The organism is Streptomyces sp. NPDC001914, from assembly GCF_042891215.1.
GTDB lineage: Bacteria > Actinomycetota > Actinomycetes > Streptomycetales > Streptomycetaceae > Streptomyces.
The window spans coordinates 124,255-138,403 of record NZ_JBIASW010000016.1 but is presented as its reverse complement, the minus strand read 5'-3'; the positions used below and the strand labels follow the sequence as shown (position 1 = coordinate 138,403).

The 14,149-nt window shown below is 72.1% G+C and carries 10 protein-coding genes; 7 read left to right on the top strand and 3 right to left on the bottom strand.

Translation table 11 applies throughout. The features are described from left to right. Positions 1-15: 15 nt before the first annotated feature. Positions 16-1,068 (top strand): aliphatic sulfonate ABC transporter substrate-binding protein, encoded by a 1,053-nt coding sequence (locus tag ACFYYF_RS33585; protein WP_388781320.1) that lies wholly within the window; start codon positions 16-18, stop codon positions 1,066-1,068. A 79-nt stretch (positions 1,069-1,147) separates the two neighbouring features. Beyond that, positions 1,148-2,437 (top strand): LLM class flavin-dependent oxidoreductase, encoded by a 1,290-nt coding sequence (locus ACFYYF_RS33580; RefSeq protein ID WP_388781474.1) that lies wholly within the window; start codon positions 1,148-1,150, stop codon positions 2,435-2,437. A gap of 248 nt (positions 2,438-2,685) precedes the next feature. Here ACFYYF_RS33580 and ACFYYF_RS33575 read toward each other — a convergent pair whose 3' ends face one another. Both ACFYYF_RS33575 and ACFYYF_RS33570 read right to left on the bottom strand, forming a co-directional pair. Then, on the bottom strand, positions 2,686-4,221 hold the full coding sequence (locus ACFYYF_RS33575) for an MFS transporter (protein ID WP_388781317.1): 1,536 nt from the start codon (positions 4,219-4,221) through the stop codon (positions 2,686-2,688). Beyond that, on the bottom strand, positions 4,218-5,432 hold the full coding sequence (locus ACFYYF_RS33570) for a M20 family metallopeptidase (protein ID WP_388781314.1): 1,215 nt from the start codon (positions 5,430-5,432) through the stop codon (positions 4,218-4,220). The genes ACFYYF_RS33575 and ACFYYF_RS33570 overlap by 4 nt, the downstream gene beginning before the upstream one ends. Before the next feature lie 110 nt (positions 5,433-5,542). On the opposite strand from ACFYYF_RS33570, the gene ACFYYF_RS33565 reads away from it, so the two are divergent. Beyond that, positions 5,543-6,628: an Lrp/AsnC family transcriptional regulator gene (locus ACFYYF_RS33565; protein ID WP_388781311.1), complete on the top strand. Its 1,086-nt coding sequence runs from the start codon at positions 5,543-5,545 to the stop codon at positions 6,626-6,628. A gap of 187 nt (positions 6,629-6,815) precedes the next feature. Here the strand turns inward: ACFYYF_RS33565 and ACFYYF_RS33560 are convergent, their stop codons facing one another. Then, a complete protein-coding gene (locus ACFYYF_RS33560; protein ID WP_388781307.1) occupies positions 6,816-8,102 on the bottom strand; it encodes a cytochrome P450 in 1,287 nt (428 codons plus the stop codon). 504 nt (positions 8,103-8,606) lie between these two features. Here ACFYYF_RS33560 and ACFYYF_RS33555 point away from each other — a divergent pair. From ACFYYF_RS33555 to ACFYYF_RS33540, 4 genes are all read left to right on the top strand, one after another. Further along, entirely contained in the window at positions 8,607-8,882 is a 276-nt protein-coding gene (locus tag ACFYYF_RS33555) for a hypothetical protein (protein WP_326790209.1), read from the top strand. Positions 8,883-8,986: 104 nt separating this feature from the next. Then, positions 8,987-10,183, top strand: a complete 1,197-nt coding sequence (locus ACFYYF_RS33550) for a radical SAM protein (protein WP_388781304.1) — start codon at positions 8,987-8,989, stop codon at positions 10,181-10,183. Further along, positions 10,180-11,901 (top strand): MFS transporter, encoded by a 1,722-nt coding sequence (locus ACFYYF_RS33545; protein ID WP_388781301.1) that lies wholly within the window; start codon positions 10,180-10,182, stop codon positions 11,899-11,901. The genes ACFYYF_RS33550 and ACFYYF_RS33545 overlap by 4 nt, the downstream gene beginning before the upstream one ends. A gap of 52 nt (positions 11,902-11,953) precedes the next feature. Then, complete coding sequence (locus tag ACFYYF_RS33540) at positions 11,954-14,143, top strand: prolyl oligopeptidase family protein (protein WP_388781298.1); 2,190 nt, start codon at positions 11,954-11,956, stop codon at positions 14,141-14,143. Positions 14,144-14,149: the final 6 nt, after the last annotated feature.

Genomic DNA, 14,149 nt, shown 5'->3' with positions numbered 1-14,149 from the left:
AGCACAGGACATCCCATGCGTAAGACAACCACCCGACTCGCCGCCGCCCTCGCTCCGCTCGCCCTCGCGAGCACCCTCGTCGCCTGCGGATCGTCCTCCGACACGACCGCACCGCTCAGCAACGCCGGCAACGCGAGCAGCGAGAAGCACCCCGAGTGGAGCAAGTACACCTTCACCATCGGGGACAACGGCGGTGACGGCAGCGAGGCCCTGGCGAAACTGACCGGTGTCTTCGACAACGCGCCCTACAAGGTGAAGTTCGCCCGCTTCACCTACGGCCCACCCCTCGTGCAAGCGGCGGCCTCGGAAGACATAGACCTGGGCAGCGTCGGTGACGTACCCCCGATCACCGGCGCGGCGAAGGAGTACGGCTTCAAGATCGTCGCCGTGAACCGCTCGCTCACGCCCGACCAGGCGGTGGAGAACATCATCGTGCCGAAGGGCTCGAAGCTGAGGACGGCCGCCGACCTCAAGGGCAAGCGGATCGCCGTGCCGCAGGGCAGTTCCGCCCACGGACTGGCCCTGAACGCGCTGAAGAGCGTCGGACTCGGCCCCAAGGACGCGAAACTCGTGTTCCTCGACCCGGCCGCCGGCGCGACGGCGTTCAACACCGGCAAGGTCGACGCCTGGTCGATCTGGAACCCGCAGTCGGCGATCGCCGTCAAGAACGGCGCCCGGATCCTGGTCAAGGGCCTCCCGCCGATCGACCAGACGAGCAGCTACTACGTCGCGAGCGACAAGTCGCTCAAGGACAAGACCAGGCGCGCGGCCCTCACGGACGCGCTGAAGAGGCTCGCCCACGAGTACGCCTGGGCCATCAAGCACCCGGACAAGTACGCCCAGGCGCTGTCGCAGGAGCAGGGCATCCCCCTGGCCGACGCCAAGGCCTCCCTGGCCGCCTACTCCAACAGGGTGACCCCGGTCGAGAAGTCGGACATCGAACTGGAGCAGAAGCTCGCGGACGCTTTCCTGGAAGCGGGCCAGATCACCAAGAAGGTCGACCTCCCTTCCATCACCGACAACCTCCTCCCGGCCGGCTACGACAGCTCCAAGCTGCCCGTCGACTGACCCCGCCCGCCGCTTCGACACGCGAAGGAGACAACCCGTGACCGACACACAACGCCGGCTCCACCTCAACGCCTTCCTCATGGAGGCGGGCCACCACGAGGCGGCATGGCGGCTCCCGCAGAGCAACCCCCGGGCGGACTTCGACCTGAGGCACTGGATCGAGCTGGCGCGACTCGCCGAGAGCGCCAAGTTCGACTCGCTGTTCCTGGCGGACGGCCCCGCACTCGTCGGAACAGGCGAGTTCCGGCCACCGGGCCAGCTCGAGCCACTGACCCTGCTGACCGCCCTGTCCCAGGCGACGAGCCGCATCGGCCTCATCGCGACCGTCTCGTCGACCTACAACGAGCCCTACAACCTCGCCCGACGGCTCGCCTCCGTCGACCACGTCAGCGGCGGCCGCGCCGGCTGGAACATCGTCACCTCGGCGGGAGCGGACGAGGCCGCCAACTTCGGACTCGACGACCGCCCCGGCCACGCCGAGCGCTACGCGCGCGCCGACGAGTTCCTGAAGGTCGCCAAGGCCCTGTGGGACAGCTGGGAGTCCGACGCCGTCGTCGCGGACAAGGCCGCGGGACGCTACGCCGACCCCGAGCGGCTGCACCCGCTCGGCCACCAGGGCCGATTCTTCAAGGTGGCCGGCCCCCTCAACGTGCAGCGCCCGCCGCAGGGTTACCCGCTTCTCGTCCAGGCCGGCTCCTCCGAGGACGGAAGGGACTTCGCGGCCCGCCACGCCGAGGCCATCTTCACCGCGCACACCACCTATGAGCGCGCGGCCGCCTTCTACGCCGACATCAAGGCGAGGACCAGGGCGGCGGGCCGCGACCCGGACGGCGTGATCGTCCTGCCCGGCATCGTCCCGTACATCGGGTCGACCGAGTCGGAAGCCCGAGCGCTGGCCCGGCAGTTCGACGAACTGCGCGTGCCGGAGTACGGGCTGCGCCAGCTGGCCGCCGTCTTCGAGACCGAGCCGTCGGTCTTCGAACTCGACGAGCCCCTCCCGGACTTCATCCTGGCCAGGCCGAAGCTGGAAGGCGCGCAGAGCCGCGCGGACCTGATCATCGACCTCGCGGTACGCGAACGGCTCACGGTCCGGCAGATCATCTCCCGGCTCGGCGGCGGACGCGGCCACTTCGAGTTCATCGGCACACCCGAGCAGGTCGCGGACACGATCATCGCCTGGTTCGAGGGCGGTGCCGCCGACGGATTCAACATCATGGCACCGGCTCTGCCGTCGGGCCTCGCGGCGTTCGTGGAGCACGTCCTGCCGATCCTGCGGGGCAAGGGCCTGTTCCGCGAGGAGTACGAGGGCACGACCCTGCGCGAGCACTACGGGCTCCCGACCCCGGCGAACCAGTTCCGGACGGCCTGACCGCAGACCCCTCGGCCGGGGAGCCCGTCACCCGGCTTCCCGGCCGAGGAGCCTGCCACGCGGCTTCCCGGCCGGGGAGCGCGCCACCCGGCTTCCCCGGCGGGGGAGCCGCCACCCGGCTTGCCGGTCGCGCGCACGCACGCCCCCCTCCGTCGGGGACCGTGCGTGTGCGCGGGGTCGTCCCGGCGCCCGCCGGTCCGGCAGGGACCTGACCGGTTCGGCAGGGACCGTTAACGGTCCCTGCCGAGTCATCCAGCCGACGTCTCAGGAGAACCGGCCGCTCTCCGGCGCCGTGCCGCGGACGCCGCTCGCCACCGCGTTCGCCTACGTCCGAGGACACCGAGCACGGAGCCCGTCCTGCCGCCCCCGCCGTGACCGGCCACCGCGGCGATCGCGCAGAGCCCGCACACGGCGCACAGCAGCCAGACCGCCGTGTAGCTCCCTTCGTACGGCGTGGTCCCACCGGGCTTCGTGTGCGATGCCAGCAGGGAGGCGACCACGCCGCCCGAGACCGCTCCTCCCACGGTCTTCACGTTGTTGTAGAGCGCCGAGGCCACGCCGGTGTGCTGCGGCTCGGTGGCCTCCACGATGACGGTGGGCATGGCACCCAGCGCCGCGCCGACACCGGCGCCGCAGACCGAGACGGCGATCACCATCTCTCCCACGCTGTCGTGCAGACAGGCCAGACCGAGAAAGCCGGCCGCCATGAGGCCGAAGGCGGTCAGGAGAGTGCCCCGGTAGCCCAGGCGCCGGGCGATCAGCGCGGTACAGGCGGAGGTGAAGAGCGCCGCGACGGCCCCGGGCAGGCTGACCAGTGAGATGTCGAGGGCGGTGAGCCCGAACCCGTAGCCGTCCGTCGTGGGATCGGCGGCCAGGAACGTCGCGTTGGGTGACTGGCTGCCGAAGTACATGACGCCGAAGAAGAACGAGACGAGATAGAGGCGTCCCACCCCGCGGCCCTTCATGGCCCTGAGGTCCACCAGTGGTGCCGGGCACCGCAGTTCCGTACGCACCCACAGGGAGATCAGGACGGCGAAGAGGCCGAGCGGGAGAAGTACGCCCGTCGACATCCATCCGTCGTGGTCCACGCGCGAGACGCCGCCGAGCAGCGACAGCAGGGAGAGGCCGAGGAGTGCGGCACCCGGCCAGTCGGGACGGCCGACGGCCCTCGGAACGCTCTCCGGTATGAACAGGAAGCTCACCGGCACACACAGCAAGGCGAACAACGCCGTTACGAGCAGCACGAGTTGGATGCTGTCCACGGCTTTCGCCGCCGCACCCATGACCACGGCGCCCAGCAGGCCGCCCAGCGTCAGAGCGCCCACCAGCCGTGCGATGGCCCGGCGAGCCTGTTCGACCGGGAGCCGGTCGCGGACGAGAGCGATCTCGAGCGGGAGGAGCGCCACGAGCGCGCCCTGGAAGACCCGTCCGAGCAGGAGGACCGGGAAGGTGGGGGCGAGCGCCACGAGCAGGCTCCCGGCGGCCACCGCGGCGATGGCCAGCCGCAGCATCCGGCGATGCCCGTACAGGTCGCCGAGCCGGCCGAAGACCGGCACCATGACCGCCCCCGCCAGCAGTTGGACGGACACGATCCAGTTCAGCGTGGAGTCGCCGATCCCGTGGTGCTCACCCAGTTCCGGCAGAAGCGGTGTGATCCCCGTCTGGAGGAATCCGCTCATCAGCTCGAACAGGATGAGGAGTCCCACGACAGCGGTGACGGAGGCCGGCGCGGACGGATCCTGGCCCGGGCGGGCCTCGTCGGGCGAGGCTGAGGTCCCGTTCACGCGGACCGGTCCGCTGCGGCGTGGCGGTCGAGGGAGCGTACGGCGAGTGAGGCGAGGAGGAGCGCCTGGTCGGGCAGCACCCGGTCGTCGTACGCCGCCTGCGCGGAATGGTTCACGGGGGCGGTGGCGGGGTCGCGGTCGGGCGGGCACGCGCCCACGGCGAGGAAGGCGCCGGGTACCGCGTCGAGCACGAACGAGAAGTCCTCGGACCCGGAGACCGGCCGGGGCGTCTCGAACACCCGGTGCGGGCCGAAGAGGTCGAGCGCCGTGTCCAGGGCGAAGGCCGCCTGGTCGGCGGAGTTGACGGTGGCCGGGTACTGGTGGGTGTAGTCCAGCCGAATGTCCACACCGTGGGCCTGCGCGATGCCGTGGAGGGTGCGTTCGACCATGCCCTGGACCTGGTCGCGGGTCTTCTCGGAGTACGTGCGCACGGTGGCCGCGAGTTCGGCCGTATCCGGTATCACGTTGCGGGCGGTGCCCGCGTGGAAGGAGCCCACGGTGATCACCGCCGGGTCCTGGACGTCGATCTCGCGGGCGACCCTGGTCTGCAGAGCGGTCACCATCTCGGCCGCGGCGGCCACGGGATCCCGGGTCAGGTGCGGCATCGAACCGTGCCCGCCCCGGCCGATCACGGTGACGTCGAACGCGTCGGCTGCGGCGAGCATGGTTCCGGGGCGGGTGGCGACCGTGCCCATGGGGACCTGGGTCGAGAAGACGTGCAGGCCGTACGCGGCCACGACCCGTTCGCCGGCCGCGTCCAGCACGCCTTCCTCGACCATGATGCGGGCGCCGCCGTCGCCCTCCTCGCCGGGCTGGAACATGAACACGACGTCGCCGGCGAGTTCCTCGCGGTGCGCGGAGAGAAGCATCGCCGCACCCACCAGGCCCGCGGTGTGCAGATCGTGGCCGCAGGCGTGCATCAGACCGGGGCGCTCGGACGCGTACGACAGGCCGGTGTCCTCGTGTACCGGCAGGGCGTCCATGTCGCCGCGCAGGAGCACGGCGGGGCCCGGCCGGCCGCCACGGAGGACGGCCGTGACCGAGGACAGGTCCTTGCCGAGGGTGATCTCCAGAGGGAGGCCCTGCAGAGCCGCGAGGACCTTCTCCTGGGTGCGGGGCAGGTGCAGGCCGATCTCCGGATCACGGTGGAGCCGACGGCGGAGGTCGGTGAGATCGTCGAGGAGAGCGGCGGCGTCTGAGTGCTGGAACATGGCCGGTATCGTGCGAGGACGGACACACACCGGTCCCGGAACGACGTCATCATGCAATCGTTCATGATCATTTGCAGGTATCCGCCACCCTACGGAGAGGAAACGCGGACGTGCTGGACGAGCTGGATGAGCTGGACTATCTCCTGATCACGGTCCTCCAGCACGCGCCCCGGGCCGACTGGCGGCGGATCGGCGCGGCCCTGGACGTGGACGCGACCACGGCCGCCCGGCGCTGGGCCCGGCTGACCGAGTCCGGTCTCGCCTGGCTCGGCTGCCATCCCAACCCCGCCCTCATCGGCGAACTGATCGTCGCGTTCATCGAGGTCGACTGCGTGTCGGGGAAACTCCACCAGGTGTGCGAACAGATCCTGGACGACCCTCCTCTGTTCAACATCGAGCACACGACCGGGGCGCGGGACCTGCTGCTCACCGGCGTCTTCCGCTCGCAGGCCCAGCTCGTCCGCTACGTGGGCTTCCGGCTGGGCGAGCTCGACGGTATCTCCGCGACGCGCATCCAACTGGCCACGGCACTGCACACGGAGGGCAGCCGCTGGCGACTGGACCGGCTGGCCGAGGAACGCCGGGGCATGCTGCGCGCGGACCGGGACCGGCCGTCGGAGGGCGCCGTCCTCAACCGGTCCGACCTGGACCTGATCATGCTGCTCTCGGAGGACTGCCGGCAGAGCGTCGCCCGGCTGTCCGAGCGCAGCGGACTGAGCCCGACCACGGTCCGGCGCAGGCTCGACCGGCTGGACGCGGCCAGAGCCATCTCGTACCGGTGCGAGGCCGCCCGTTCCGTCTCCGGCTGGCCGGTGAGCGCCACGCTGTGGGGGATCGCCCCGGCCGCTGAGACCGCCAGGATCACGGCACAGCTGTCGAGAATGCGGGAAACCCGCCTGTGCGCGACGTTGTCCGGTCCGCACAACGTCATGGTCACGGTGTGGCTGCGCTCGCTGGGGGACGTGCAGTCGTTCGAGGCGGCGCTGGCGCTCCGGTTCCCCGAACTCACCGTCGCGGACCGGGCCATGACGCTCTGGCAGTTCAAGCACGCGGGAGAGGTACTGGATCCGGAGGGCCGCCGCCTGCGCACGGTGCCGTTCTCGGACCTGTGGGACGAGCAGGAGGCGGGCGCCGCGGAGAGAGAACTGCTGAACCGGATGCGCGGCCCTGCCCCCGCCCCGCTCCGCCCGGCCTGAGGCGCACGCGCCAACTACGTTTCCGGTGGCGGGAATTCGGCCGCTGCCGGACGGAACCGGCCCCGTCGGGTGGAACCGGCCCGTCGGGTGGCCCCGGCCCCGTCGGGTGGAAACGGCCTCGATCTCCTTCAGGATCGCCCGCTCCTGGTGGACGTGTCCGGTCGCGCTCCCGGACCCGCGCACTCTCTCAGACTGGGCCGCCGGGCTGGACGGGGAGCGCCGCCAGTCGTCGGTGCAGGTAGCCGCCGCCCCAGGAGAGTTCGTCCAGCGGTACCGCCGGCTCCAGCCGGTGCCAGCGGCCGAGGATGGCCGTGAGGGCCACGGTCAGTTCCAGCCGGGCCAGTGCGGATCCGGGGCAGTAGTGCGGTCCCAGGCCGAAGGAGAGATGGCGGGTGGCGGTGTCGCGGTCCGGGTCCAGCGTTCCGGGGTCGGCATGGCAGCGCGGGTCGTGATTGGCCGCGGCCACGGAGAGCAGGACGCCGCTGCCCGCCGGGATGACCGTGTCCCCGAACCGTACGTCCTCCAGCGCCACCCTCTTGGTGCTGAACGGGCCTGGGGTGTCCCAGCGCAGCAACTCGTCCACCGCGCGCGGTATCCGCGACGGCTCCTCCCGCAGGGAGTCCTGTACGTCGCGGTGGCCGAGCAGCGCCACCACGCCCATGCCGATCGCCTGCACCGTGCTGTCGAAGCCGGCCAGGAACAGCATCGCCAGGAGGGAGGCGACCTCGTCCTCGGTCGCGCCACCCTGCCTCCGCCATGCCGCAAGGACCCGGGAGACGACGTCCTCACCCGGGGCGGAGGTGCGGCGGGCCATCTCGCCGCGGACGAACGCGTCGATACGGGCCACGCTGTCCTCGACGGCCCGGGCGGAGCAGCCCGCCTTGTCCGCGAGGAGCGCCACCGGCCCGTACAGCGCCGTCCGTTCCTCCTCGCGCACTTCGAAGACCTCGCACAGCGACCGGAAGGCGAACGGGCGCGCGAAGGAGTCCATCAGTTCCACCGGACCCCGCCCCCGCGCCGCGTCCGCCGCGTCGAGGAGTTCGACGGCGGCCTGCTCGACGCGATCGCGATGGGCGGCCATGCGGGCCGGGGTGAGGGCCGGCGTCGCGAGGCGGCGGATCCGCGTGTGGTCCGGCGGGTCGTAGTTGACCAGCGTCACGTCCAAGGCGCGTCGGCGCACGCCGGGGTCGGGAACATGGCCGCCGCTCAAGGAGAGGCGGGGGTCCAGGAATCCGGCCCGTACGTCCTCGGCACGGGTCACCAGCCATGCGGGCCGTCCCGCGGGCGTCCTGATCCGGGCCACGGGACAGGTCTCCCTGATCTTCGCCAGGGTCTCCTCCGGACGGGCCAGGAACCCGGCCCCCAGCGGCTCCGGCAGCTGCTGCCGTCGAGCCGGTGCCGCTACTGGCGCCGGTAGCGGAGCTGATGCCGACAGGGCTGACGGTGCGGCCGTGACGACCGGCTCGGTGTCCATGCGGAGGCCTCCTCTCGCGGTCGCGGAGTGTGCGGCGGTCAGCGTAGGAAGCGCCGGTTGACCGCCGGTTCGCGCCCAGTGCGATTCCGGTATGGGATCGGCGTGGCTCGCCCACCCGCCTCCCTGGCTACCTGCCGAGGCTCTGATTCGCTTTCGTCGCCCCGTCGCCCCGTCGCCCCGTCGCCCCGTCGCCCCGTCGCCCCGTCGCCCCGTCGCCCCGTCGCCCCGTCGCCCCGTCGTGCTCGTCGTGCTCGTCGTGCTCGTGAGGGTGACGACCCGACCTTTCGGCAGCGGCACCCGGCGCTACGGAAGCGGCCCAACCCGGCCGCCCCCACCGACCTTTTCCATCCGGCCACCAGCGAGGCCGCCCAACGCCCCCACCAGGCACTCCACCAGGTCCCAACCAGCCATGAACCGGTGCCGAACCCCCTGCTCCTAGCTTCCTCCCGGTCGGAGCACCACTGCCGTCCGTCGTCCCGAACGCCCGTCGTATGGAGGACCATCATGGCCGAGAACGTCGAGCCCAACGAGGAGACCACCGAGACCCCCGCGGAGGAGACTCCCGAGGTCGTCGCGCACGCCGCGTCCAACGTCGCCTGGTGCGGGGTACACCAGGAGTCGGCCGTCGACGAGCCCGAAGTGGTCGCGCACGCCGCGTCCAACGTCGCCTGGTGTGGCGTGCACCAGGAGTCCGCCGTCGACGAGCCCGAGGTGATCGCCCACTCCGAGGAGGGCGAGGACACCCCCTGGTGCGGCGTCCACCAGGAGCACAACGCCTGATCGGCTCACCCCCGGCGCGGTCCTCCCGGTCGCGGTGGCGCCTGACGCCACCGCGACCGGGCCGCGCCCGCCCTCCAACTCCCGCCATCGCTCCGGAGGTTGCCGTGCCCGGTACGCAGTCCGTCGCCGTCCCCGCCGCCGGGGCCCGTCTGATCCAGGCCCGCAGGGGGTGGTGGTTCCTGGGCGCGGGCGGATACGCCCTGATGCGCCCCGGCCAGGTGGAGGCCGACGGCACCCTGCGGCCCTCCGCCGAACGCTATCTCCGCGAGGCGGGACTGTACGACGTGAAGCCGTACAACTCGTACTCGCTGACCGTACTGACCAGCACGGACTGCAACCTCGGCTGCGGCTACTGCTTCCAGAACACCGCGCAGGACCCCAAGGGCGGAAGCCGGCCGCCGCGCATCCAGCACGCCCGGCTGACACCCGAAGCCGTGGGACAGGTCCTGGACTTCACCCGCGAGCGCATGACCGCGGCCGGCATGGACAAGCTGTCGCTGCTGCTCTTCGGCGGCGAGCCCCTGCTCAACCCCCGGGGCTGCCGCGACCTGCTCACCAGGGCCGCGGAACTGGGCACCCTCACCGCGTCGATGACGTCCAACGGCACCCTGCTCACCCCGCTGATCGCCAAGGAACTCAACGCGGCGGGCCTCGGCTCCGTACAGGTGACCTTCGACGGCGACCGCGCCGACCACGACGCCATCCGCGTACGCCGCTCCGGAGGCGGCACCTTCGACGTCATCGTCTCCAACATCGCGCGCGCCATCGAGAAGACCTCCCTGCGCTGGATGCTGCGGGTCAACGTCTCGCACCTGAACAGCCACGGCGTCGACGACCTGGTCGAACGGCTCGGCGCCCACCTCGATCCTGCTCGCTGCGGCATCCACTTCGCCCGCGTCGGCGACGTCGGCGTCGGCTACGCCAACAACCTGATGCACGAGAACGGCCTCGTCGGCGACTTCGTCCGCTGGCACGCCCGCGCCCTGGAACTCGGCTTCACGGTGGCCCGTCCGCGCGCCCATGTTCCCTGCCAGGCCTGTTCCTTCGCGGACGGCCGCTACGGCGCGGTCGTCAACGCCGACGGTGTACTGGCCAGTTGCTGGGAGACCGCCGGCAAACCCGGCATGGAGGTCGGCACCATCACCGACGGCTACCTCGACGCCGAGCAGACGGAAGGCCGCTGGGTGAGCTGCCACGACCACTACCAGTACGACGAGGAGGCGGCCGTCCGCGCCGACTTCCAGGACCGGGTCGACGCCGGAGTCCTGGACAGTCTCCACGCCGTAGGGCGGCTGGGATGAAGAGCGCCGGCATCCTGCGGACCAACGCCGACTTCCGCCGCTATTGGCTCAGTTCGACGCTGTCCACCCTGGGCTCCCAACTCTCGCTGCTCGCCTTTCCGTTGCTCGTCCTGTCCATCGGCGGCAGCGCTGCACAAGCCGGTACGGTAGCGACCTTCTCCCTGGTGACCCGGACCCTGCTGCGACTGCCGGCGGGCCAGCTCGCCGACCGGCTCGACCGGCGGATGATCATGGTCGGGACCGATCTGATTCGCCTCGTGGCACTGGCCAGCATTCCGTTGGTGTCGGCACTGGGAGACCTCGGACAGGCGCATCTCCTCGGCGTCGCCGTGATCGAGGGCGCGGCCACCGCGCTCTTCGCGCCCGCCGCCACGATCGCCGTCCGCGACGTGGTGCCGGAGAAGGACCTCACCGACGCGCTGAGCCGCAGCCAGGCCGCCATCGCGACGAGCTCGCTCATCGGCCCGTTCCTCGGCGGCTGGTTGTACACGATGGACCCGATGCTGCCGTTCGCCGCCGACGCCCTCTCGTACGGAGTCTCCGCCCTCCTGCTGCTACGGATCACCGCCAAGCCGCCTCGTCCGGTGGCCGCGACCGACCGCGACGATCGGCTCACGGCCGGACTGCGCTGGCTCACGCACCAACGGGCCCTCCTGGCAGCGCTGTTGTTCGCCGCAGGCATCAACGTCGTCTCCGCGGCGGCCCAGACGACCATGGTCGTCTCGCTGCGCCAGAGCGGCGCCGGCGGGACGGCGATCGGAGCGGTGATGGCCTGCGCGGGCATCGGGGCGATGCTGGGCGCGGCCGTGGCTCCGCGGCTGATCAAGCGAATCCCCGCCGCCCGACTGTTCCTGCTCATCGGCGCGGTCTGGGCGATGGGCCTCGCCGTCTTCTCCACGACCGCGCACCCCTGGACGATCGGCCCCGTGCTGGTCGTGGTCGTCTTCTTCAGCCCGCCCGCGGGCATCGTCGTGGGCCGCGCCATGCTGGTGCTGGCACCGCGGGACCTGCTCGGCAGGGTCAGCACCGCGACCGGACTGCTCATGGCCGGTCTCGCCTCCCTCGGACCGCTCCTCGCGGGCTCCTTCGTGGACTCCCTGGGGGCGAGCCACACCTGGCTGGCCCTCGCCGGAACCGCGGCGGTCGTCACCGTGGTGTCTTCGGTGCCTCTTCTGCGCGAGACCAGGCTCGACGCCGTGGCCGACGACGCGAGGAAGGCGGACCTCGGGGCTGCTGCGGGGGCCGCGAGGAAGGCGGGCCTCGGCGCCGCCGCTGCGGGCGACGCGAGGAAGACGGACCTCGGCGCCCGCGCGGGCGACCCGGAGAAGACCGGCATCCCGGCTGTGGCGGGCGATGCGAAGGAGACCGGGCTCGACGTCACGGCGGACGTCGCGAAGACCGCCGTCGATCCCGTCGAACCTTCCGGTCTCCCGCGAGTGCCCGGGTTCAGGGACACCATGGCTGCTTCCGGGTTCCAGGATTCCCCGGCCCTCGCAGGCGCGAGCCACGGCGGACGGCCGGCGGTCGAGGCGCACGGTGAGCCGGCTCCCGGCGTCGCCGAACCGCCGACGGTCGAGGCGCACGACGAACCCGCCCCCGGCCTTGCCGACCGCCCGGCCGTCGAAGCACACGGCGAACCGACCCCCACCGGCGGCTCCGAGCCCGAGGACCCGTCCCCGGCGTCGCCCGCGCGGCGCCCGGGACCGGGCGGCTCCTGACCCGCGCCCTCCCGCACGCGACCGACGTGATCCGTCCCCCTGGAGCGCCGCGATGACCCAGTCCCCGCCCCGCGACGCCGGGCCGGCGCCCGCCCCGTACACCTGTCCTCCGGCCCCACGCAGCGGACCGGCGGAGATCATCCACGGACAGCGGGTGGCCGACCCGTACCGCTGGCTGGAGGACCCGACGGACCCCGCCACCGCCGCGTGGTGCGCCGCTCAGGACCTGCTCTACGCCGAGGAGGAGGCGCGCTGGCCGGACCGGGAGGCGTTGTTCGCGAGGATGACCGCCCTGCTCGCCCGAGGCGGCGTCCGCCCGCCGGTGGTTCGCGGCGCGCGGGAGTTCCACACGCGCAGGGAACCCGGACGCGAACTCGCCGCACTGGCGGTCCGTGAGGACGGTGGAACGCGCACGCTGCTCGACCCGCTGGACGTCGATCCTTCCGGCAGGACGGTGCTCGACGCCTGGGAACCGTCCTGGGAGGGCGACCTCGTGGCCGTCCAGCTCTCCTCGGGCGGTACGGAACACTCGGAGCTGCGTGTACTCGACGTGGCCACGGGCGAGACGGTCGACGGGCCCATCGACCGTGTCCGCCGCTCTCCCGTGGCATGGCTGCCGGGAGGCCGGGCCTTCTACTACGTACGTCGACTGCCGCCCGGTCACGTGGCCCGAGAGGCGGGAGGGGCTGGAGAGGCGGGAGGGGCCGGGGTGGGACCCCGCCGCCGCGTCTACCTGCACCGGCTCGGCACACCGGCCGACGAGGACGCGGAGATGTTCGGGGCCGGACGGCCCGACACCCAGTACTACACCGTCGCCACCACCCCCGACGGCGGGACCCTGGTCATCGGTGCCAGTGAAGGGACCTCGCCGCACACCGACCTCTGGACCGCCGACCTGACCGGGACCCGCCGCGACCGGCCGGACCGGCCCGACCGGCCGGACCGGCCCGACCTGCGCCGCCTCCAGCACGCGGCCGACGGTCACACCGTCGTCCGTCCCAGGCCGAACCCGGGACCGCTGCTGCTGAGGACCACCGTCGACGCCCCGCGCGGCCGGATCGCGGCAGCCCCTCGCGACGTCACGGAGCCAAGCCAGTGGCGCACCCTCGTCGCGGAGCAACCCGGCACCGTCCTGCAGGACTTCGCCGTCCTCGACGGCCCTGCTCTCGACAGGCCGCTCCTGGCGGTCGTACGAACCCGGCACGCGGTCGGCGAGTTGACCCTGCACGACGCCCGCACCGGCGCCCCGACCGGGAACGTAGCCCTGCCCGGACGAGGAACGATCACTTCCCTGACCGCACGTCAAGAGCCGGGTCATGAGCTGTGGTTCGCGTACACCGACCACGTCACACCCACCGTCGTCCTGCACTACGACGCCGTGACCGGACACCTGCGCCCCTGGCCCGGCGGCCCGTCGGAAGCAGCTCCGGTCGAGGGCGTGCACGTCACCCAGGAGGTCGTGCGCTCCGGCGACGGCACCGAGGTGCGCATGTTCGTCATGTCCCCCACCGGACGCCCCGACAGACCCCGACCCGCCGTCCTCACCGGCTACGGCGGCTTCGGCGCCTCCATGACACCGGGCTTCACGCCGCAGGCCGTGCCCTGGGTGCGCGCGGGCGGCGTGTACGCGGTGGCCTGCGTGCGCGGCGGGGGAGAGGAAGGCGAGGAGTGGCACCGCGCCGGACGCCGCGAACACAAGCACAACACCTTCGACGACTTCGACGCCGCGGCGGACCACCTGCTCCATGACGGATGGGCGGCGCCCGGCCGCCTCGGCGTCCTCGGCAGCTCCAACGGCGGCCTGCTCGCCGCCGCCGCGCTCACCCGCCGCCCGGAGACCTACGCGGCCGTCGTGTGCGCGGCGCCCCTGCTCGACATGGTGCGCTACGAGCTGTCCGGGATGGGGGCGAGCTGGCGCGACGAGTACGGAAGCGCCGCGGACCCCGACCAGTTCGCCCAGCTCCTCTCGTACTCGCCCTACCACCAGGTGCGCGAGGGCGCGCCCTACCCGCCCGTGCTGCTCGCCGTCTTCGACGGAGACACACGTGTCGATCCCGCACACGCCCGCAAGATGTGCGCCGCCCTGCAATGGGCCGGCAAGGGGCACGCGCCCGTCGTACTGCGCACCGAGCGCGACGTCGGACACGGCGCCCGCGCCTCCTCGCGCAGCGCCCGCCTCTACGCGGACGTCATGGCCTTCTTCGCCCACCACCTGGGCCTTCAACTGCCGGGAGACGACTGACTTGGC